Origin of the sequence: Mucilaginibacter aquariorum, assembly GCF_024498135.1 — a bacterium.
In the GTDB taxonomy this organism is placed as follows: domain Bacteria; phylum Bacteroidota; class Bacteroidia; order Sphingobacteriales; family Sphingobacteriaceae; genus Mucilaginibacter; species Mucilaginibacter aquariorum.
Genome location: NZ_JANHOH010000011.1, coordinates 23,423 through 44,847 on the forward strand (window position 1 = coordinate 23,423; position 21,425 = coordinate 44,847).

Genomic DNA, 21,425 nt, shown 5'->3' on the forward strand with positions numbered 1-21,425 from the left:
ACCCAACCCTCCCTAAAGGAGAGGGCTTTAAAATACAAAGCGGCAGGATAAATAATCCGCCGCTTTTTTTATTTTAGCTGAAATGGAAAAAGATCAGAAGACATTTATCAGGGCAGCCGGAATGGGAGATGTTGAAAAGGTTGGACTTTATTTAAATAAAGGAATAAACCCTAATGTGCAGGATCAGTACCAGGCAACAGCCTTGCTTTATGCAAGCAGGAGGGGCCGCATAGAGGTTGTAAAACTGCTTATAGAAAATGGTGCAGATATTAACCTTGCTGATGATAGAAAGAGGACCCCATATTTCCATGCCGTAACCTTTTTGCGGTATGACGTTGTTAAATACCTCGCCGATAAAAAATGTAATATGGACGCATTAGATATTTACGATTGGACTGCCCTGGATGCTGCTTTAATGGGTCATCAGTTAAAAATGGCAGCGTTATTGAAAGAGTTAGGAGCGTCAGCAAATAAATATCAATCAAAATTAACTACTTTATGAAAGCCATCGTCCTTGAATCCGCAGAAAACCCTTTGGTTATAAAAGAAGTTGCCAAACCCACACCCGGCCCGGGCGAAGTATTGGTGCAAATAAAAGCTGCAGCCCTAAACCGCCGCGATTATTGGATAACGGTTGGCAAATACGCCGGGATAAAATATCCCACCATTTTAGGTGCCGACGGTGCAGGTATTGTTGCCGAAGCAGGCGAAGGCGCGGGCGACTGGCTGGGCAAAGAGGTGATCATCAACCCATCTCATAACTGGGGCGAGCACCCCGAATTTCAATCGAAAGAATTTAAAATACTGGGCCTGCCCGAAGATGGCACCATGGCCGAATACGTTTTGGTAAAAGCCAAATATCTTTATCCAAAGCCGGCCCATTTAACATTTGAACAGGCATCTGCATTACCTTTAGCGGGGTTAACTTCTTATCGTGCGTTGTTCACTAAAGCGCATATCAAAAAAGGAGATAAGGTATTGGTAGTTGGCGTTGGCGCCGGCACGGGTTCTTTTTTGCTGCAATTTGCTGTGGCGGCAGGTGCACAAGTGTTCGTAACATCGGGCACGGGTGAAAAAATTGAGCAGGCTAAGCTACATGGGGCATGCGCAGGAGTGAATTATAAAGCGCAGGACTGGGCACAAGAGCTTAAACACTTTAGCGGTGGTGGGTTTGATATTGTGGTAGACAGCGCCCTTGGGCCCGATTTTGCCAAGATCCCCGACCTATGCAACCCCGGCGGGCGCATCGTATTTTTTGGTGGCACGGCAGGCAATATACCGGAGCTTAATGCCCGGCCAATCTTTTGGAAACAGCTGCAAATACTGGGTACTACCATGGGCACGCAGGAAGATTTTAAAGCCATGCTTGCCTTTGTGAACGAACATAAAATAGTGCCTGTAGTTGATGAAGTATTCCCGCTGGCCGAGGCGAAGAAGGCTTTTGATAAAATGGGTGCGGCCAAACAGTTTGGGAAATTGGTGATCAAGATCTGATTTAGATGCTGCAATTACGGGTTGATGAAATAAAATGGGAATTACCAGATACGGCTACTTTTTATTTGGTTGAAGTAGATGGGCATAATGTGCCATACAAGGCCGGCCAGTTTCTTACCCTTATATTTAACCATCGTAACCAGGAAATTCGCCGGTCGTATTCTTTAAGCTCATCGCCGGATGATGACCGAATGGCTATTACCGTTAAGCGGATCACCAATGGCGAGATCTCGCGTTTCCTGCTCACAAAAGTTAATGTTGGCGATGTGTTAACCGTTGCCCAACCTGCGGGCGTTTTTACGGTTAGCAATTATCGATCAGAGAAAGATATCCTGTTTTTTGCGGCGGGCAGTGGTATTACGCCGGTATTCTCGCAGATCAAATATATTTTAAACAGGCCCGGGAAAAGTAAGCTGCACCTCATCTACAGCAGCCAAAACCGCGAATCGATATTATTCAATAACGAGTTAAACAACCTGCTGGAACGTTATCCCGCCAGGTTAAATATTACGTATTTACTAAGCAGCGACGCCAACCGGCTTACCAATATAAAGGTAGAGCAATTGGTGAACGAGCAACTGGCATTTGAGAAAGAAAAGGCTGAATTTTACCTGTGTGGTCCGTTTGTATATATGCGGATGATCAGGCTTACGCTTTTGTATATGGGGATAGAGCAGCAACAAATTCATAAAGAAAACTTTGTGCTGGAAACAATACCCGTAACCGGCAGCCAAACTAATTATCCGCCCAAAAACATCCGCATAAATTTTAACAACGAACTGCATGATGTAGTGGAAGGCGAGAACCAGTCTATACTACAGGCCGCTTTGCAAAATAATATCCAGCTGCCTTATAGTTGTCGTAGTGGTATCTGCTCGGCATGTGTGGCATTCTGCAAAACCGGCAAAGTAGAGATGGCGAAAAACGAAGTGTTAACTGATGAGGATATCGCCAAAGGCTGGATCCTGACCTGTACCGGCCACGCGCTGACAGATGATGTGGAGATAGAGTATAAGTAGTTTGCAGTTAATAGTTGGCAGTTTGCAATAAAAACACCTCCTCCTGTCATTTCGATGAGCAGCGGGGGGACTAGTAGTGGGGCGAAGATAAATCTTTTACACAGTGCATCCGATAGCATGCAGTCTACCTGTTTGTTGTAAAAGATTTCTCCTCGTACCTCGTTCGAAATGACAATTGGGAAGAAGCCAAGGGCACAAAGAATAATCTCTGTGGCCTTTGTGGTTTTTCTTTGTGTTCTCTTGTGGTTAAAAAATCAAGAAGCCTGTACTACCCGCCTGTGCGTTTTGTGATGCACAGCGCCACGTACTTTTGTCGCCTTCGACTTTGCCTTTTTACGTTTCCCCAACCAGATGATAAAGCCGGTAATTGGCAAACTAGCGCAAATTAAACTGGCTAAAAACGCGATGATCTTGGTGGTTAATCCACCTATCTGCCCTACGTGGATATCATAGTTCATCTCGATCAGTTTAAGGCCAGGGCTCTTTTTATCGTATATGTATGATTTTAGCAGCTTGCCGTTGTATTTGTCAAACTCGAAACCAGTAGCATGCGAATAATGCATCGATTTGGCGTAAGCCCCCACACCAATTGCGCCGGATAAAGCAGGATCATTGTGGATCAAAAACATTTGTGCTTCCGGGGCTTGCTGCCTGGCGTGCGCGAATGCAATATCAACAACCGGCTGTTTTGCAAGTCCGGCCCTTTTCAACGAATCTGATTTAGGTTCCGTTACTTCCTCATCATAAGTAATATCTCTGCCAATATTAGCGGCATCATAAATGGCTTTGCTTACCGGCTTAAACGCTATTGCCAGTCCGCTTATAGCTAATATGATGGCAATTGACGTTGCGTAAAAACCAAGAACATTATGCAGGTCATAGTTAACCCTTCGCCAGCGGCCACCCCATTTAATGGTGAAGCTGCGTTTGCGGTCGCTTTTGCGTTTGGGCCACCAAAGAATAAGCCCGGTAACCATGATCGCCATAAAAATGATAACCGCTACGCCTACTACCCACTTACCAATGGCAGGCGGCAGTAACAGGTACAGGTGAATGTATTCTACTACTATAAAAAAGTTTGTTTCCAGCTTTTCGTGGTAGGTGATCTGGGCGGTGTAAGGGTTTAAATATATAAACTCGAAGCCATCCTTACCCTGGTTGGCGTATACTGCGGCAGGGCGACCTTTACCAAAATAGTAAATAAAATCGGGCGATGCATTTGGATACGCCGTTTTTACTGCTGATATTAATTCTGATGGTTGCTTGTAGGGGGCACTTTGTACCGTTACATGGCGATGGTCATGTATAGCGTCCTGTATCTCGTCCTGAAAGCAAAAAATGCAGCCGGTTATACTTACTATAAACACCACAAGCCCGGAGATGAATCCGAGCCAGCGGTGGCAAAAAAGCAGTACTTTTTTAAATGGTGTCATACTTATAATTTATAAGACGCGCTCAAAACAAACTGACGTAACCTTTGCGGGTTAATAGTTGTGTAACCGGTATAATAATGTTTGTCGGTTAGGTTATTGCCGCTCAACCCTAAGCGGTATTTAGGCCTGTCTAAATACACCGATGCATTTAATAAGGTATATGATGGCAGTTCAAAAGTGCCCTCGCTTACGCTGTTTATTATTTTGTTGTTGCTGGCATAGTTACCACCAACACCAACGCCCAAGCCTTTAATCAGGCTTTGTGGTAAACGATAGCTTATATAAACATTAGCTAAATAAGGCGAACCGGCCGTGTTTGGGCGTAAGCCTTGTACGTTGGCACCTGCCTTGGTATATTTAGAATCGTTGTAAGAGAAACCGGCTATAATATTAACAGCAGAAACTGGGGTGGCAATAATTTCGGCTTCGAAACCCTTGCTTTGTTGCGTTCCATCCTGAACCTTGAAAACATTTGAACCCGGTACATTGCGGATTACATTGGTTAGGTTAATACGATAATAGCTTAACGTACCATTTAATTTACCGTTAAACAGCTCCGCTTTAACGCCGCCCTCTATCTGGGTTGCATTTTGTATTTTAGGTGTAACAGGCTGGTTGTTTTCGCCTATAAAAACCTGGGTGTTCTGGAAGCCATTTTGGAAGTTAGCGAATAACGAAAGGGCTTCTTTTATTGGCTGATAGATCAAACCAAACTTTGGCGAAAAGGCTGTCTGGCTGTATGGTTTGCCCGATTGTGTACCGTCAACGTTGTAGGTGCCTTTGTTTTCAAAACGATCTACACGTAAACCTACAGAAGCTATTAATCTATCGGTTAAATTAACAACATCAGAAAGATAGGTGCTGTAAGTGTTGGTTTTATAGATGTATGGGAAAGGTGTACCCGGATCCATTGCATCAACCAGTTGCTTGTTGAAATTGCCATAATCAAAGTTTGGATCATTGATAGGGGCGTAGCCATATTGGTGATCAAGGTAGATCTGGTGCGAGTTTTGGCGTTGAAAATCTAAACCAAAAACAAAGCGGTTACGAACCGATCCAATATTAAAATCGCCGTTTATGTTTTCCTGAATTTCAATAGCGCCAAGTTTACTGTTAGCGGTAGATTGATCGTTACGTAATATGTAGTTTCCTTGTCCCGGCAAATCTGGTGCATTATATGGGGCACCCATAGCTATTTCATCAGTTATTAAGTAATAATAAGGGCTTGGGCCGTTAGAAAAACTGTTTGATGATGAAAATACGGTTTGGGAAGTAAACTTATCAGATATTTTATATTTGGCCTGTGCAAAATAGTTTAAGCTTCGCGAATAAGAAGTTACATCATCATTTGAATAGGCCTGATTGTAATCTATTTTTAACTGATTGGCATTGGTAACGCCTAAGTCTTTCGGCGTTGAGTAAAAGAAGAAGAATGGTTTAGCCGAGCCGCGACCATAAAACATCTCGGCGTCGAACAAGAAGGATAACCTGTCGTTTGCTTTTATAGATAAGCTTGGTGCAACGGCATAAGTGCGGCTCATGCCATTATTTTGAAAGCTGCCCTCGTAATTGTAAGCCGCATTTAAACGGAACGCAACTTTTGAACCAAGCGGGGTGTTCAAATCAACAGTGGTACGGTTAAGGTTATAACTACCTACGGTTTCGCCTATTTCAAGGCCAAAGGTTTCGTATGGCTTTTTGGTAACCCTGTTTATTAAACCACCAAATGAGGTTAAAGTACTACCAAACAATGTTGCAGAAGGGCCTTTTATAACTTCGATCTTTTCTACGTTAACCGCATCGATAGAGTTGGTAACTAAACCGGCAACACCGTTGCGCACAAGCGCCTGGGTAACAAAGCCACGTAAAGTAAAATAGCCGCCACCATCGCCTGCACGGCCTGTGGCATCCCATAGCTTTTGTATACCCGGAGAGTTTCTAAGGGCTTCATCAACCGTAAATATTTGTTGCTCTTTAATAAGCTCGTTAGTAATAGTGGTATAGCTTTGCGCGTTCTCCAGATTGTCCAAAGGTATCTTACCTACATCTGTACTTACTTTACTTGTAAAGCGGTTTGCCCTGTTAGCAATAACATTTACTTCGGTTAACTGCGATAGGCTTGCATTAACGGTTATTGCCGGGACGGTAACCGTTTCGCCGGCCTTTACTACAACGGGTACTTCAACATGATCAACACCTACGTATGAAATAACCAATTTGTATGATCCGGCAGGGGCCCTGAAAGAAAACTCGCCGTTAGATTTTGTGATGGTGCCGTAGCCTGTTCCTTCCAAACCTATAGAAACGTTATCGGCAGGTTCGTTTTTAGCGGTAACAACTTTACCGGTTACCGTGCCTTTTGCCTTTTGGGCATATAAATGAGTAGGGTTTATAAATGTAAACAGCACCAAAATGGCTGTAAATAGATAAAAGGTATAGGGTTGTAATCTCTTCATCTTATTAAGACTAATTATAAATAATGGCCAAAAGTAAGTCATGTAATTGTCTTATACAACTTATTTAGAATAATTATAAACAAGTAGCTGATTTAAAGCGATTATATTTGTGTATTAATGACACTATATGAAAAGAATAGCTATTGATATGGATGAAGTTATCGCGGATGCCAACTACCGTTTTGCGGAATGGTATACACGCGATCATGGCATCGAATTTTCTCACGAACAACTCAACTCCAAAAGGTTTTCGGAACTATTGCCAGATGACCACAAGTACCTGATAAAGGAATATGTGTATCATGACGACTTTTTTAAAGACCTGGAAATTATCCCGGGCTGCCAGGAAGTGATCAAAGATCTGTATGAAAAATATGAGATATTTATTACCACCGCGGCTATGGAGTTCCCCAACTCTTTTTTGCCAAAACTGGAATGGATGGGCAAACACTTCCCCTACATCTCGTGGACCAACATCGTTTTTTGCGGGGATAAAAGCATCATTAATGCCGATTACCTGATAGATGATAATGTGAAGCATTTTAAACGTTTTGTTGGGCAGGGGATTTTATTTACAGCACCGCATAACCGCGATGTGGAATGGGATGTACGCGTAAACTCCTGGGAAGATATACGTAAGATGCTGCTATAGCGGCATTATTTTTTTGGGATGACGCTTACCCGGGCGGCATTATCTTTTACAAAAGCCTCCCAGCCCGAGTGGCTTTTTTTACTGGTGACCTTGCCGCCGCGCGATACCTGGATCTTTTGAAACGAATGGCATACCGCTACCGCTAAACCATCGGTAGCATCTAAAAAATCGGGGGTTTCGCTAAACTTTAGTATGGATTGCAGCATGGCTGCTACCTGCTCTTTAGTAGCATTACCATTACCGGTGATAGACTGCTTTATTTTACGTGGTGAATATTCGGTTATTATTACATTGCGCGATAGGGCAGCGGCCATACACACACCCTGCGCACGGCCCAGCTTTAACATTACTTGTATGTTTTTGCCGTAGAAGGGGGCCTCAATAGCCAGGCAATCGGGTTTATAGTTATCAATAAGGGCAACGGTTTTTTCGAAGATGCGTTGCAGCTTTAGCATGTGGTCGTCAATCTTATCCATTTTAACCACGCCCAGGCTAATCAGTTCAATTTTTGGGCCTTTCTCTAATAACAGTCCATAGCCCATAACTGCTGTGCCGGGGTCGATACCTAAAATTATACGCTCTTTGTGATTTGCCTGCTCCATCTGTTACAAAACTAATGTTTAGGCAGTGGTTTTATGCAGAACGCCGATATATTCTTCACGGCTTATCATCCGGGCGCCCATACTTTCTAAATGTTCGGTGTAAACCTGGCAGTCTATTAGTTTGTATCTGCCGGTATTACAAAGCCAGATCAGCGCGGTTTTAGAGGCGTTGCTTACCCTGCTAAACATGCTTTCGCCACAAAATACATCGCCGGTGTGTACGCCATATAAACCGCCCACAAGCCTGTCATCCTGCCAAACCTCAACAGAATGCGCATGGCCTTCGCTATGCAACTTTGCATAGGCTGCTTTCATATCATCAGTGATCCATGTGCCATCCTGCCCTTCGCGTTGTATGGATGAGCATGCGGCTACCACATCGTTAAAACAAGTATTTGTAGTAACCCTGAAAGGCTCAGATCTGAGTACCCGCTTCATGGATTTTGAAATTTTTAGTTCCTGCGGATACAGCACAAACCTTTCGTGCGGCGAATACCACAGAATGGGTTCATCATCGCTGTACCATGGAAAAATCCCATTTTGATAGGCCAGAAGCAAACGGTCGGTAGATAGGTCGCCGCCTATCGCTAAAAGGCCATCCTCTTCTGCCAGTTCGGGGGCAGGGAATAGCAACCGTTCATCAAGCCTGAATATCATTAAGGCAAATTTACGCCTTGCGGCGTATTATCAGCTTTTTATTTTGGGCTTTAGCTATATTATCCATGTATTGCTGCATCTCGTTGTATTTTGCAGCGGGTATAACATGATTGGTTAAATTAAATTTTGTTGTACTTGTCACCTGGTTTTTAGCGGCATCATAAACATACTTAATGTCATAGTTGCCATAAGTAAATTTCAGGCTTTGGTTTGCCGGTAAAGTTTCCACCTCAAAACCCGCGGGCAGTATAATGGTGGTTACACAATTCTTCATCATCGGCTGATTAAAGTAGTAATCAGTAGTCCTTTTATCAAGTGCAGGCAGCGTAGTTCCCCACAGATCGAACACCCGGGGGCGATAGAACTGTTTGTTACCGGCCATTACGTCGCAAAACTTATCATATTCAATATCAAGGCTAACTTCCTTAATGCCATCTTTATCAATTAAGGGTTTGTAATCTAACATGGATGGTTGCTTCATGTTAAGCATGCGAATTAGGTATTCCTTTTGCTCGTCAGCTTTTAAGGTTGCCAGGCCTATATAATCATCGCGATATTCACCAGTGCTTAAAATTTTCACCTGTGCTTTGGCGCCGCCATCGGCACTTAATATTACCTGTACCTCGCTATTAAACTGGTTATCTTCTGCAACGCTTTTTGGGGTGTTTACCAATTTCCCGCCATCTTCGGTAACTAATAACGCGCGCCTGTTCTCGGTGAAAGGACTAAGTTTACCAAAGGCATTTGTATTGCTGGTACATTCCAGCCAGGTGGTATCACCTTTTAACGGAACGCAAAGTATGGCGTGGTTAAATGAATTTCGGGCGAAGCCTGGTTCTGCAGGCTCAGCATTGGCGCCGGCGTTTATAACGGCGTAATTTGCAGGGATATCTACAGCCTTTAGTAAGGCGTACATATAGTTTGACAAGGCTTTACAGTCGCCGTATTTTTTCTGGTCTACAAAGTCGGCGGTAAAGGGTTTCATGCCGCCAATGCCTAATTGCACGCTTACATAACGCATGCTTTGCTGCATATATTCATATAAAAACTTCACTTTCTCTTTATCCGTTTTTATACCCGCTGTCATTTTTTTGATCTCTTCGGCCCTTTGAGGGGTAAGGGTGCATACATCGGCGTTTAGGCCCTGTATCCATTTGCCAAAAGTTTGCCAGGTACTAAAATCGCCGTCGAGGCCGTAAAACTCAAACTTGTTGGCTGCAAAATAGATCCGTGGTAATACCCGCCATGATTTGGCCCCGCTTTCAAGCTTAATGGCCTTCAGGTTTGATACATGCCATAAATAGGTATCGGTTTTATTATCGGTACTTGCCTTTGGCTTAACTGCGGTGTTTTTATTCAGATACCTAAAGCCGGAGCCTGTTTTAATTGATAAATAGCAATAAGAATCTTGTATAGATTGCTCCGTATCCTGTATATCCCACGAATCGATATTAATGGAACTCCTATAATTTGTTTCGTAGGTAACCTCAACAGTTGACGGATAGGTGGCAATGGTATGCCCTATAACCATCAATCGTTCATCGGTTATAATTGAACCACTGGAAACCGCCGAACGATCATACATATCGCTTTTACGATATTTCTTTATCATTTCGCCGGCCGCATTATATATGCGCATTTCAAAAGAACCTATCGAATTATATTTTTTACTGTATCCTAAAACTTCTTGTGCTTCATCGTTACCCTTTTCGTTTAAAATAGTAACTATGGAGTGTTCTTTTACAGAGATATCGCCAGGCCCGTCTACAGTTATGTTTTTCATTTTATACCTCACAACAGAGTTGGCATCCGTTTTTAAAGAATCGGGAATGCCGGCAGCGGTATAAAGCGCCTTGGGAATGTTCTCTTCTTGCGCGTAAGATCCGTTCGCAAAAGCAAGTGCCAGCACTATTGTGCACAGCAAGCTTTTTATATTGATGTGTGTCATTATTATCAGGATTTTTTTAGCACAATTTGCTCGTTAAGCATTTCGTACATCTTTTTGTAGAATTCGTGGATCTCGGGGTAATCTTCTTTAAAATAAATAGACTTTTTCTGGTCTATGGTAAAACGAATTACAATTGTGCCTTCCTGTTCAATAGCTATACGCCTAAATGCCATGGTTTTATCAGACATGGTCATGCTTACGCTTTTTGGCAGCACATCAACCTTGAATCCGGCAGGTACTTTAAAAGTGCAGTTAATAGAATAGTTGCTACGGTAGCCAAAATCAATATCGGTGTAACGGTTTTCACTTAAAAACGGGTTGGTTTTAACCGAGCTTAACATGTTTGGGGTAAAATAGATGTAATCGCCATCAGAGCCGGTAAGGTCAAGGTCAAAGGCTACTTTATGCGTTAATGGCAAAGTGTCTATATCCATGCCATCAAACTTAACCGAAGATATTTTAAGGTTATTATCGTCGTTAACAAGATAATCAATGAATTTTTTTTCGCCGTCTTTTTTATACTTAGCAACCGCATTTACCCTGTTATAGCCAAAATTGCTTACTTCGGCAGTCCCGGTCATTTTGCCATCGGCCATAATTACGCCGTTTAACATAACCACCTGCCTAATCGGTTTTATATTTTGCAGAAAGGTTATATCATATACCTTTTTGTCCTTATCCATATAAAAACCAAAGGAGTTTAAAATATTAGCAGGTACCTGATTGTAAATATTGTACTTGTTTGTGGCATCAAGCACGTAATACTTTGCGCTATCAACAGGTACGTATGCTACAGTATTGTTAAACTGATAGTAGTTTGGATAACCTGGGTTTACACGGCCATTTTTACGCGTGCTGGTAATCATTGGATAAACTTTTACACCTGCTTTTTTTAACAGATGGTATAAGATCATGTTTATCTCGCCCGAGTTACCTGCCTTTTTATCCCATGCTTTTGATATGCCATCGTCCGAATATTTGCTGTAATATTCGCTCCATTTCATATTGTTTTTAACCTCATTAAAAAGATAGGCTATCTTTTCGTCATCGGTTTTTAACTCTTTAGCTTTGGCAATAAGCGTTTCCTCACCATTAATTTTATGGTTTAGCTGCCCTCCAAAATTAACGGCCTCCATCAGCGTTTCGCCAACCTTTGTCCAGGAGTCAGAAAAACTCATCATCCTTTGTCCAATTGGCCTAACAGTCATCAACTGAAACAATATGCGCTGGCAATTATCTTCAAGCGAACTCATAAAGGGTTCATCGGGTATTGATGCTACGTTGGCCAGGGCTTTTGTAATTGAGCCATCGCGGTTAGTTTTATTAACAGCATAAGGCTGATGAACGCTTTCCAGGTTCTTGTAATATAAAATATCCGGGGTGTTGGTTGTTAGCTCGCTATAACGCGTAGGGATGCTGGTTTGAAAATACCAGTCTGGAAAGTTACCAATGTTGTTGCTCACAATAGAGTACTTATATTCGATTACCGAACCGGGCTTAACATTGGGGAATGAAAACACGGTGGCGGTACGGCTCCTGTCAATAGTTTCGGTGAAGATCTGTTTTTTATCAACCTTGACAATCTCTGGAACGCCATTAGTAAGATTAATGGTTTGGGCTTGTATGCCCGAGATATATTCAGACCTATCGCCGCCATAATATTCTATACGAACGTTTGCATGATCTTTACCATTATCATTAAATATTTTAATGCGTTTATGTATCTCGGTTACAATATCATAATTGTTATCAAAGTATACATTGCTTTTGTTAAAAAGCACTTCGGCATTGGCACTTTTTTCAAAGTCGCAGGTTTTCATCTCCAGGTCTGCTATGTCAATTTTTCCGAAAGGTTGTGTGGTTGGTGTTGTTTGTGCGTTAACGGCAGATACAGCCAGGCACAACAAAAGAAGGGTAATAGCTTTACGCATTGTAATTAGGGTTAGGACGATACGAATATAATCACTATGAGGATATTATTTGATAATTTTGTATAAAAAAATTAAGTTGTAATTAATGCCCTTGAGATAATACTAAGCCATAATTGACATAGTAAACGCCAGCTAAGTTATATTGAGCGGGAACTTTGCAGGGCAAATTTCGTATAACGCTTAATAATATGTGCCGATTTACTAACCATATTTGCTTAGCTTTTTATGTTGCCCAATTATTGTACACTTGGTAACCGTTAATATTATCCCATATCCTTAATTAATGGAGAACATTTATAAGATAATCCTTGAGGAAGCCCTTGCGGGTTATTGGGACTGCTATCTGCAGGAGAACAAGGTGTTTTTAAGTACTGCTTTTAAAGCCATGTTTGGCTATCAGGACCACGAATTGCCAAATATTACCGATACCTGGGCCAAACTTATTGTTGCTGAAGATGTCCCCCGGATGGATGCATGCCTGAAGGAACATTACGACAGCCATGGTGAAAAACCCTTTAATGTTGATGTAAGATATACGCATAAAAATGGCTCAATAGTTTGGATAAATACTACAGGCCGTGTAATTGAATGGCAGGGCGACCTGCCTATACGCATGGTAGGTTGCCATATTGATATTACCGCCAAAAAAAATGCCGAACAAACACTTGAAATAAGCGAGGAAACCTTTAGAAACGCTTTTGAATATTCCCCTATCGGGATGGTGCTGGTATCTACTGCGGGTAAATTTCTGAAAGTAAATAAAAGCATATGCGAGATGCTGGGCTATACAGCCGAAGAATTAATGACAAAAACCTTCCAGGAAGTAACGCATGCAGATGATCTTGAAGCCGACCTTGCACTGCTTCAAAAAACATTAAATAAAGAGATAGATACGTACCATATGGAAAAGCGGTACGTAAAAAAGGATGGCGGCAATATCTGGATATTATTGAATGTGGCGCTTGTGCGCGACAAGGCCGGAGAGCCCCTGTACTTTGTATCGCAAATAAAAGATATTACCGAACGCAAACAAGCCGAAGCCCTGCTGAAAGAAAGTGAGCGCAGATGGATCTTTGCCTCTGAAGGTTCGGGGGGTGGTATTTGGGATTTTGACCTGCGTAACAATACTATTTTTCATTCCAAACAATGCCTGAGCACCATAGGTTTGGAAGAGCATGACTTTAGTAGCGTACCTGGCCAATGGACAAGCAGGGTGCACCCGGATGACAGGGAAAAGTATGTAGCGGATGTTCGTGCTTATATAAACGGCTTAACCGATTCTTACACAAACCAGCACCGCGTTTTATGTAAAGATGGCTCCTACAAATGGATCCTGGACAAAGGAAAGGTTATTGAATATGACGAGAACAATAAACCTGCCCGCATTATTGGTACACACATTGATATTACCGAGCAAAAACAACAGGAACAACATCTGCGCGAAACACTTGATGTGATAAGCAAACAAAATAGCCGCCTGCTAAACTTCGCTTATATTGTATCGCATAACCTGCGTACACATGCCAGCAATTTTAAAATGATAATGGATGTACTGGCAGACCCGCTTACAAGCGACGAGGAAAAGCAGGAACTATCCGGCCATTTGGCGAATGTTTCTGAGCAATTAAATGACACCATTACCAATCTTAACGAGGTGGTATCTATACAAACAAACCTTGATATACAAACTACAGAGCTTAATTTACGCAGTTACTTTAACCGGGCAATAGAGCTACTGGATGGTGATATTGCACAGTCGGATATCAGTATCGATAATCTTATCCCGGCCGATCGCACGCTTAGTTACAGTCCGGCTTATTTAGAAAGTATTATTCTAAATTTAATAAGCAATGCTATCAAATACCGTTCGGCAACAGCACCCTCTAAAATTACACTTACCCATTTTAAAGATGCCGATGGCAGGGAGGGCTTTACCGTTGCAGATAATGGTATTGGTATCGACCTTAATAAGCACGGCAACGAACTTTTTGGGATGTACAAAACCTTTAACGGTAACCGCGATGCCAAAGGTATGGGCCTTTTTATAACTAAAAACCAGGTAGAAGCTTTGGGAGGTAAAATTGAGGTGGAAAGCCAGGTAGGTAAGGGAACAACGTTTAAAGTTTATTTAACCTGATGCTTAATTGTGAGGAAAGTATAGAAACTCCTTCTTCAATGTGTTTAAAATCACAACATCGTCTTTCACAGTTAACGCTATTCGGCCATTGGGCGTTATCCATTTGTAGTTCACAGGTAATACAGTAACTCCTTTATTATTTAAGATGTTATATAGGCCGTTTGTTTTGTAAATAAACACATTATCTGCAAATGAAAGTGGTTTGTATTTACTCTTAAAAAGTAGTTTTCCTTTGTTGAAATAATACCAAACCTGTCCCTTTTTAAGAGCGTATAAACCATTAAACTTCCAAAAATCCTTTACTGTAGCGAAGTCGTCATAGCTTAGAGAGGCATCGGTTCTGGTTGTATCACGCAGATAAAATTGCTTCCCTTTTTTAATCACAGGATAAACCGGTATTACAGGATCTCCGTCTATGTAATCAGTGTCGGATAACTTCCCTTCAACAAGATTAAAAAATTTAAAATTGTAGAAATCAATACTTGGGCGAATGCCGTTGAATTGAAAACGTGGGAAAATCGGTTCAACAATTATTTCCCCATCCTTTTTAATGATGCCAAATTCCCCATTTAATTTAACTAACCCAGACCCATTGTAAAATGGGTAGGCTTCTTCAAAACCTTGCTTGAATACTTTTTTACCTGTGTAGGAATTAATGTAATAGTATTTTGAAGCCTGATAAGTTGGAACAATTGTGTCGTTAACTATTAATTCTTGAGCAGCATAAGCTAAATACTTAAAATTAAACGGATATGACTTGGTCGGTAATTCGATTTGGGCAAAACCATAACTTTTGATAACAGATACGAGCAAGAGTGTTATAAAAGTCCTTTTGCACATGGATACTATTATTTTGCTTTCTTGAGCCTGCCTAAAATATCATCTGCTGATAATTTCTCCTGCTCGCCGCTTTCCATGTTTTTGAAGGTTAGCAGGCCGCTTTGCATTTCGTCGCTGCCAATTAAAACGGTGTAAGGGATCTGCTTGTTATTAGCATATTCCATTTGTTTTTTAATTTTAGCGCCTGCCGGATACAGCTCGGCATTTATATTTTGGCTGCGCAGGTTTTGCAATAGGGGCAAGCCATATTTTTCGCCCTGCTCATCAAAGCAGCATATCAGTACCTGCGTACTTTGCTCGGCCGATTGCGGGAACAGGTTCAGTTCTTCCAGCACATCATAAATACGGTCGGCACCAAAAGAGATCCCGGCACCGGTTAAACCTTTTAAGCCGAACATGCCGGTCAGATCATCATAACGGCCACCACCGCCAATGCTGCCCATAGCCACTTCGTTTGTTTTTACTTCGAAAATGGCACCGGTGTAATAGTTCAACCCACGGGCAAGGGTAATATCCAGCTCCAGTTTGGCCGTAAGCGGTTTGCAGGCAGCAACATAATCAAATACGGTTTGTATCTCGTCGCAACCTTGCAGGCCAATTTCCGAACCTTGTAAGGCCTGGCGCAAACTGGCCAGTTTATCGTCGTTAGTGCCTTCTAAAAGGATAATGGGTTTTATATGATCGATATCTGCCTGGGTAAAGCCCCGCTCAAGCAGTTCCTTTACCACGCCGTCGAAACCTATCTTATCCAGCTTATCGATAGCTACGGTCATGTCAATAATGCTATCGTTTTTGTCTATAACTTGTGCTATTCCCGATAGTATTTTTCTATTGTTTATTTTGATACTGAAGTCTTTTAAACCAAGCAGACTTAAAGCTTCGTCATATATCATAATAAACTCGGCCTCGTTCAGTAAGGAAGCCGAACCAACCACATCTGCATCACATTGGTAAAACTCGCGATAGCGGCCTTTCTGCGGCCTGTCTGCCCGCCATACTGGCTGCACCTGGAAACGTTTGAATGGAAAGGTTATCTCGTTTTGGTGTTGTACAACATAACGCGCAAAGGGTACGGTAAGGTCGTAGCGAAGGGCTTTTTCGGAGATTGACGCGGTTGCCTGATTTGAGTTTCGCGTTGCCAGTGCCTGTTCATCAGCTTTGGCTAAAAAATCTCCACTATTTAGTATTTTAAATATGAGTTTATCACCTTCATCGCCATATTTACCGGTAAAGGTGCTTAGGTTTTCCATCGATGGGGTTTCTATCTGCTGGTAACCGTATTTTCTGAATACGCCCTTTATGGTATCAAAAATAAAGTTACGCTTTGCCATTTCGGCCGGAGAGAAATCGCGGGTGCCCTTAGGTACGGATGGTTTGATGGATGCCATGCGGCAAAGGTACAAAAAAGCGCAGAAGCATAAAGCGCCGCTTTGTAGTTGACCCACCCGGTCTTTGCTTCGCCCGACCACCCTCTCTCCGCAAGCGGAAAGAGGGTTAAAGCCTCACCCCAGCCCTCTCCAAAGGAAAGGGGGCAGTGCTTTTAAAGTCCCCTCCTTTTAGAGGGTAGTAGCTGATGAGTAGTCATAAAGCATGGGGCTTGCGCGATTCCCTCCCAACGGGAGGGTGTAGGGAGGGGTTTCGGCGTAAAGCAGGGCGAATAAACCCCTCCCTGCCACTACACATCCCTATGCACCCCTCCCCAGGCTACCGTGTACCCACATCTTTCGTTGAGTATATTTTTTATGACCCATGGGTCTACCGCTTTGTAGCCAATGAAAGAAAACGTTTTTGCTCCATAGGAGCTACCCATTTATTCGCCATTTTTAGGATGAATAAGACTAATTCCGTTACTTTTCTACGAATGGGTAGCCTCTACGAGGCATAAATCATGTTCGTTATTTTTTCTACAAAGCGGTAGAGCCTACGGCTCATTTATCCTTGCCAAATCTCAAAAGATGTGGCTACACGGTGGCTCTCCAAGGAGGGAATCTTAACCAATAAATTGCCTTTATGTCTACTCTGGGCTATTACCCTTTAGGTAGGGGTTTAAATGCAAGCGCTATCTAAAAAGAAAACCCCGTGCTTTGTGGCACAGGGCTTCTTAATAAACTATTTAACTAACTGATCTAATATTAATTTGCAGCTTTTTTAGCCTGGGCTTTCATTGCCTCGTTAGCAACAATAACAATTTCTACACGGCGGTTTTTTGAGCGGCCATCAACAGTGGCATTATCGCCAATTGGCTCGCTTTCGCCTTTACCGCTTGTGGTTAAACGTGAGTTAGCCACATTGTTAGCAGAGATATACGCTTTAACCGACTCGGCCCTGCGTACAGAAAGGTTTTGGTTATACTCGTCTGTACCGGTATTATCGGTATGGCCCACAATTAAAATGTTTGTTTGCGGGTTGTTTTGTAGTGATGTAGCCAGGTTTGCAAGGTTAGTACGCGCAGCCGGTTTCAATTCTGATGAATTGGTATCGAACAATATACCTGAATCAAACTTTACTAAAATACCTTCGCCTTCGCGTGTTACGGTTGCACCGGGTACTGTTTGTTTAATTTCGGCGGCTTGCCTATCCATGTTACGGCCAATAAATGCACCGGCTGTACCACCAACGGCACCACCTATAATTGCACCTAAAGCGGTATTACCTGCGGCTTTACCAATAAAAGCACCAATGGTACCACCGGCACCTGCGCCAATAGCGGCACCTTTTTGTGTTTTAGTAAGTGAATTACAGCCAGAGGCTAACAGGCCTAACGAAGCTAATGCTATACTGTACGTAGCGATTCTTATTTTTAGTGTTTTCATCTTTTAAATTGAGTGTATTTTGATAGGTTATTTACAAAGCTAATGCCAAACACCAAAGCTATATATTATTAAAATATTACTACTATTTGGAAAGTAAATCCCTACTATAACAACATATTTTTAAGAGTTGAGAAAATAACCCTGTATTTAGAATAATACACAAATAATACGCTATGCAGTGCTGACTTTTATTTAGTACAACCTTTAGTTAGCCGGGCGAAGTTCCGGTAACTTTTGTAGGGAAAGTTAAGGTAAATGTGCTGCCAACGTCTTTTTCTGACACTACACTTATCCCCATTTTATGAAACGTAGCAATTGATTTTACTATAGGCAGGCCAAGGCCAAAGCTATCCTGCGATAACGACTGCTTCAGTTTTTTGAACCGGTTAAATATATACGGCAACTCTTCGGCGGCTATGCCAATGCCGGTATCTGCAACACTGATAGTATAGTTACCTTTTACCCATTGCCCGGTAACGGTTATCTCGCCATCGGGGCGATTGTATTTTATGGCGTTGTTAATAAGGTTAAAAAACAGATTGAACAACAGAAACTTATTTACATTAACCAACTCTACATCCTCTATCACTAAAAGCGCCAGGCTAATATTCCTATCCTGCAGGCGGATGGATATTTCATCGTAAATATCCTGCAGTAACTCCCGGGCCGAGATCTTATCCTCTTTCAGGAACTGGTCGTTTTCTATTTGTGAGATCAGCAGCAGGGTTTTGGTAATGCTTTTTAAGCGGTTTAGTATTTTCTGCATCTCCAGCAGGCGCACCTTTAAATCATCGGCAATATCGTCCTGCTCAAACATATTCTCAATTTTCGATTGCAGGATAGAGATGGGGGTCATCAATTCGTGCGATGCATTGGATATAAACTCGCGTTCTTTTTGAAATGCGGTTTCGATGGTTTCCACCATTTTGTGAATGCTGAGATCCAGGTGCTGAAAATCTATGGTGCTGGTTTTAACTTCCTTATAGGTTGTAAATTGAGGGAATTTGTTGCCAATTAACTTGGTGCGGATAATTATGCTTAGTGGCCGCAAAATGTAATTGGAATAAAGCTGATCGGCCAAAATGGTAAGCAGTATCATCCCCAGCAATATCTGGAAAGCAATGTTTTGCAGCGGGCCGGTGGTTTCGCCAATGGTTTCGGTGCTTTTGCCTATCTCCAGTAAATAATTTTTTTTGCCTGCTTTAAAAGTATGGCTTAGTATGCGGTAGTCAATGGTGTCGCGTTCAACAAGGCGCTGTTCATCTTTAATAGTATCTAAATGGTAACCGGGCTCAACTTCATCCAGGCTGACATATTCTTCTTTAAGAGGCAGATAACTACCGTAACTTTCACCGTCTTCAATATAAGTTTGAATCCCCTTTTCCCTTACAATTTGTAGTAGTTTATCCTTTTGCTTTACCAGGCGGCTATCGGTATAACTCTTATTAATGTTTTCGATAATATTGGGCAGGAGCAAAATAAACAGGGTTACAATAACCAGTTTTGAAATGGCATTAAACAGCGTAAGTTTAGTTTTAAGTTTCACGTACTTAAACGTTTGATTTTATCCTGTATCCTAAACCGCGTACGGTTTCCAGCCAATCGGCCGGGGCGAATATGCTTAGCTTTTTACGTATGTTTTTAATGTGGGCATCAATAAAGTTGGAGTCGTAATCGTCATTAATAACGCTTCCCCAAATATGTTCGCTTAACTGGGCACGGGTTAGCGTGCGGTTTTTATGCAGCAACATATAGGCAATCAGGTCAAATTCTTTTTTGGTGATGGTATTAACCGGGTTAACGTGATACATAATGGTACGCTCGGTAATATTCACCAAAAAGCCATCCAGGTCAACAATGGTTTGGGTGATGCCAAACTTTCTGCGGGTTATGGCCTGCATGCGGCTTTGCAGTTCTAAAAGCGAGAAGGGTTTTGCCAGATAGTCGTCTGCGCCAAGGTCAAGGCCCTTTACACGATCGTTAACTTCGGCACGGGCAGTAAGTATAATGCAGGCAGCTTCGGGATTGGTCTTTTTCGCTTCTTTAAGCAAGTCCAGCCCGTCATAATCTGGCAGGCCAAGGTCTAACAGTATAAAATCGTAAAGGTTAACGGCAATTTTTTCGGAAGCGGATGCACCGTTGTAACTTATCTCGCAGATGTAATTATTCTTTACCAGAAAAAGTTCCAGTTCGTGGGCGAGTGCCTTTTCATCCTCTATGATCAATACATTCATCTAATAAAAGACATAATAAAAGGTGAAATTAAAAAATGATTCGCGCCTGTTCTTTAACATCCCCTCCACGTTAACCGGGATAGAGTATTTGTAAGAGGCTTCCAGTGTATAATGGGGCATGTTGTATGCCAGCGGTATTTTAAAGCTATAGTTTAGCATATTAAACTCCGCGTTTGCCCGGGCGCGCCGGCCGTTTTCGTTCTTTATATAAATATTATCGGCCTCTAACCTGTAATCGTGATCAACAGCGTAGCGCTGCACAAAATTTTGTGTGCCAAAAATAAGGCTTACCGATGGGTTGATGGAGAGGAAATCCTGATCGTTAAAAATATTGAACGAGCTCTCGATATATTTTGAGTTGGTGATCGTAGTAAAAATATCATACGATTTGCCAAACAGGTAGTCGGCAGTGAAACTGGTTTTCAGGTATTTCCAATCATAGGAGTTTTTCCAGTTGATATCATTTGATGCCGAGGATTTTATTATTGTGGCCTCTTTGTTAAAAAAGAAGCGGGTGTAACTTATTGTACCGGTGAATTTTTTTGACAACCTGTAGTAATATCCGCCGCCAATATCAATTTCATCAACCAATGGTTTGTAGCCCAATACTTTTACCGCCGAGCCATATATAAAGAAACCTGGTTTAGCATTAAAAATAATATCGGTAGACATGAATGGATACTTGATTGGGCCGGTTCGACCAAAAAACAGCGCATCGCTGCCATAGCTTATCCCAGCCGATACCGAGCTTTTGCGCACAACACTATCAGTATCTGCAACGGCATAATCATCCCTGTATGCAATTAATTTGGGCTTAAGTGTAGCCGCATTTACTGCATTGCATGTGATAATAAATAACAGGGCGCCAAAGTATCTCATTAGTCGTTTCTCCTTGGTATTTCGGGCGGCCGTTCCAATCCCTCGGGCCTGCGCTGCCGTTTAGGTTTTTGTTTAGGCTTTAAAGTTACCGGGTCAATATCTTCTATTTTCTCGGGCTTCGGCATTTTTTTTGCCTTGGCAACCACCTTAATTTTCTTTTTATCTTCTTCAGATTGACGTTGTTTGCCTTTTGTTACAATTGTATCTTGCTGTAACGCATAAAATGTGTTAAATGATACATTAGTATAAGCATGAAAAAGGCTACCATGAAAACCGGTATTGTTTTTTGCGTATGACAAGCGTGGTACGGATATCATTAAGAGTACAATA

The 21,425-nt window shown here is 42.1% G+C and carries 18 protein-coding genes; 5 read left to right on the forward strand and 13 right to left on the reverse strand.

The annotated features are described in order from the left end of the window. The first annotated feature begins 82 nt into the window (after positions 1-82). The 3 genes from NPE20_RS23730 to NPE20_RS23740 are packed head-to-tail and all read left to right on the forward strand — an operon-like array spanning position 83 to position 2,513. Entirely contained in the window at positions 83-502 is a 420-nt protein-coding gene (locus NPE20_RS23730; protein WP_256541192.1) for an ankyrin repeat domain-containing protein, read from the forward strand. Continuing rightward, on the forward strand, positions 499-1,494 hold the full coding sequence (locus NPE20_RS23735) for a zinc-binding dehydrogenase (protein WP_256541193.1): 996 nt from the start codon (positions 499-501) through the stop codon (positions 1,492-1,494). The genes NPE20_RS23730 and NPE20_RS23735 overlap by 4 nt, the downstream gene beginning before the upstream one ends. 5 nt (positions 1,495-1,499) lie before the next feature. After that, complete coding sequence (locus NPE20_RS23740) at positions 1,500-2,513, forward strand: flavin reductase family protein (RefSeq protein WP_256541194.1); 1,014 nt, start codon at positions 1,500-1,502, stop codon at positions 2,511-2,513. A gap of 254 nt (positions 2,514-2,767) precedes the next feature. On the opposite strand, the gene NPE20_RS23745 is transcribed toward NPE20_RS23740, so the two are convergent. Both NPE20_RS23745 and NPE20_RS23750 read right to left on the reverse strand, forming a co-directional pair. Beyond that, complete coding sequence (locus tag NPE20_RS23745) at positions 2,768-3,946, reverse strand: PepSY-associated TM helix domain-containing protein (protein WP_256541195.1); 1,179 nt, start codon at positions 3,944-3,946, stop codon at positions 2,768-2,770. Between the two features lie 2 nt (positions 3,947-3,948). Beyond that, a complete protein-coding gene (locus tag NPE20_RS23750) occupies positions 3,949-6,402 on the reverse strand; it encodes a TonB-dependent receptor (protein ID WP_256541196.1) in 2,454 nt (817 codons plus the stop codon). 127 nt (positions 6,403-6,529) lie between these two features. Between NPE20_RS23750 and NPE20_RS23755 the strand changes: the two genes are divergently transcribed. Beyond that, the gene (locus NPE20_RS23755; RefSeq protein WP_256541197.1) at positions 6,530-7,054 is read left to right on the forward strand and encodes a 5' nucleotidase, NT5C type; all 525 of its coding nucleotides are present in this window, start codon (positions 6,530-6,532) and stop codon (positions 7,052-7,054) included. Between the two features lie 5 nt (positions 7,055-7,059). Here the strand turns inward: NPE20_RS23755 and ruvC are convergent, their stop codons facing one another. Genes ruvC through NPE20_RS23775 form a run of 4 tightly spaced genes read right to left on the reverse strand, consistent with a single transcriptional unit; the run spans position 7,060 to position 12,192 of the window. Further along, a complete protein-coding gene (gene ruvC / locus NPE20_RS23760; RefSeq protein ID WP_256541198.1) occupies positions 7,060-7,656 on the reverse strand; it encodes a crossover junction endodeoxyribonuclease RuvC in 597 nt (198 codons plus the stop codon). A gap of 18 nt (positions 7,657-7,674) precedes the next feature. Further along, complete coding sequence (gene aat, locus NPE20_RS23765) at positions 7,675-8,313, reverse strand: leucyl/phenylalanyl-tRNA--protein transferase (protein WP_256541199.1); 639 nt, start codon at positions 8,311-8,313, stop codon at positions 7,675-7,677. A gap of 10 nt (positions 8,314-8,323) precedes the next feature. After that, positions 8,324-10,261, reverse strand: a complete 1,938-nt coding sequence (locus NPE20_RS23770; protein ID WP_256541200.1) for a DUF3857 domain-containing transglutaminase family protein — start codon at positions 10,259-10,261, stop codon at positions 8,324-8,326. Between the two features lie 5 nt (positions 10,262-10,266). Then, on the reverse strand, positions 10,267-12,192 hold the full coding sequence (locus NPE20_RS23775) for a DUF3857 domain-containing protein (RefSeq protein WP_256541201.1): 1,926 nt from the start codon (positions 12,190-12,192) through the stop codon (positions 10,267-10,269). 283 nt (positions 12,193-12,475) lie between these two features. Between NPE20_RS23775 and NPE20_RS23780 the strand changes: the two genes are divergently transcribed. Then, on the forward strand, positions 12,476-14,329 hold the full coding sequence (locus NPE20_RS23780) for a PAS domain S-box protein (RefSeq protein WP_256541202.1): 1,854 nt from the start codon (positions 12,476-12,478) through the stop codon (positions 14,327-14,329). A gap of 3 nt (positions 14,330-14,332) precedes the next feature. Here the strand turns inward: NPE20_RS23780 and NPE20_RS23785 are convergent, their stop codons facing one another. The 7 genes from NPE20_RS23785 to NPE20_RS23815 form a co-directional block, all read right to left on the reverse strand. Next, entirely contained in the window at positions 14,333-15,169 is an 837-nt protein-coding gene (locus tag NPE20_RS23785) for a WG repeat-containing protein (RefSeq protein ID WP_256541203.1), read from the reverse strand. Positions 15,170-15,177: 8 nt separating this feature from the next. Further along, positions 15,178-16,557: a histidine--tRNA ligase gene (hisS, locus tag NPE20_RS23790; RefSeq protein WP_256541204.1), complete on the reverse strand. Its 1,380-nt coding sequence runs from the start codon at positions 16,555-16,557 to the stop codon at positions 15,178-15,180. Positions 16,558-17,301: 744 nt separating this feature from the next. Then, entirely contained in the window at positions 17,302-17,982 is a 681-nt protein-coding gene (locus NPE20_RS23795) for a YiaD family glycine zipper/OmpA-like lipoprotein (protein ID WP_256541205.1), read from the reverse strand. A gap of 208 nt (positions 17,983-18,190) precedes the next feature. After that, complete coding sequence (locus NPE20_RS27015) at positions 18,191-19,528, reverse strand: sensor histidine kinase (protein ID WP_256541206.1); 1,338 nt, start codon at positions 19,526-19,528, stop codon at positions 18,191-18,193. A 4-nt stretch (positions 19,529-19,532) separates the two neighbouring features. Further along, positions 19,533-20,216 carry a response regulator transcription factor gene (locus NPE20_RS23805; RefSeq protein WP_256541207.1) on the reverse strand — a complete coding sequence of 228 codons (684 nt, stop codon included), beginning with the start codon at positions 20,214-20,216 and terminating at the stop codon, positions 19,533-19,535. Continuing rightward, positions 20,217-21,095 (reverse strand): hypothetical protein, encoded by an 879-nt coding sequence (locus NPE20_RS23810; protein ID WP_256541208.1) that lies wholly within the window; start codon positions 21,093-21,095, stop codon positions 20,217-20,219. Beyond that, positions 21,095-21,412, reverse strand: coding sequence for a hypothetical protein (locus tag NPE20_RS23815; protein ID WP_256541209.1), 318 nt, complete (start codon positions 21,410-21,412; stop codon positions 21,095-21,097). Before NPE20_RS23815 ends, NPE20_RS23810 begins: the two co-directional genes overlap by 1 nt. Between the last annotated feature and the right edge of the window lie 13 nt (positions 21,413-21,425).

Bases quoted from the DNA above. Each gene is read 5' to 3' on its own strand.
- NPE20_RS23795 (WP_256541205.1), bottom strand. From the start codon at position 17,982: ATGAAAACACTAAAAATAAGAATCGCTACGTACAGTATAGCATTAGCT.
- NPE20_RS23730 (WP_256541192.1), top strand. From the start codon at position 83: ATGGAAAAAGATCAGAAGACATTTATCAGGGCAGCCGGAATGGGAGAT.
- NPE20_RS23785 (WP_256541203.1), bottom strand. From the start codon at position 15,169: ATGTGCAAAAGGACTTTTATAACACTCTTGCTCGTATCTGTTATCAAA.
- NPE20_RS23810 (WP_256541208.1), bottom strand. From the start codon at position 21,095: ATGAGATACTTTGGCGCCCTGTTATTTATTATCACATGCAATGCAGTA.
- NPE20_RS23755 (WP_256541197.1), top strand. From the start codon at position 6,530: ATGAAAAGAATAGCTATTGATATGGATGAAGTTATCGCGGATGCCAAC.
- NPE20_RS23780 (WP_256541202.1), top strand. From the start codon at position 12,476: ATGGAGAACATTTATAAGATAATCCTTGAGGAAGCCCTTGCGGGTTAT.
- NPE20_RS23805 (WP_256541207.1), bottom strand. From the start codon at position 20,216: ATGAATGTATTGATCATAGAGGATGAAAAGGCACTCGCCCACGAACTG.
- NPE20_RS23815 (WP_256541209.1), bottom strand. From the start codon at position 21,412: ATGATATCCGTACCACGCTTGTCATACGCAAAAAACAATACCGGTTTT.
- hisS (WP_256541204.1), bottom strand. From the start codon at position 16,557: ATGGCATCCATCAAACCATCCGTACCTAAGGGCACCCGCGATTTCTCT.
- NPE20_RS23735 (WP_256541193.1), top strand. From the start codon at position 499: ATGAAAGCCATCGTCCTTGAATCCGCAGAAAACCCTTTGGTTATAAAA.
- NPE20_RS23740 (WP_256541194.1), top strand. From the start codon at position 1,500: ATGCTGCAATTACGGGTTGATGAAATAAAATGGGAATTACCAGATACG.
- aat (WP_256541199.1), bottom strand. From the start codon at position 8,313: ATGATATTCAGGCTTGATGAACGGTTGCTATTCCCTGCCCCCGAACTG.
- NPE20_RS23750 (WP_256541196.1), bottom strand. From the start codon at position 6,402: ATGAAGAGATTACAACCCTATACCTTTTATCTATTTACAGCCATTTTG.
- NPE20_RS23745 (WP_256541195.1), bottom strand. From the start codon at position 3,946: ATGACACCATTTAAAAAAGTACTGCTTTTTTGCCACCGCTGGCTCGGA.
- NPE20_RS23775 (WP_256541201.1), bottom strand. From the start codon at position 12,192: ATGCGTAAAGCTATTACCCTTCTTTTGTTGTGCCTGGCTGTATCTGCC.
- NPE20_RS23770 (WP_256541200.1), bottom strand. From the start codon at position 10,261: ATGACACACATCAATATAAAAAGCTTGCTGTGCACAATAGTGCTGGCA.
- ruvC (WP_256541198.1), bottom strand. From the start codon at position 7,656: ATGGAGCAGGCAAATCACAAAGAGCGTATAATTTTAGGTATCGACCCC.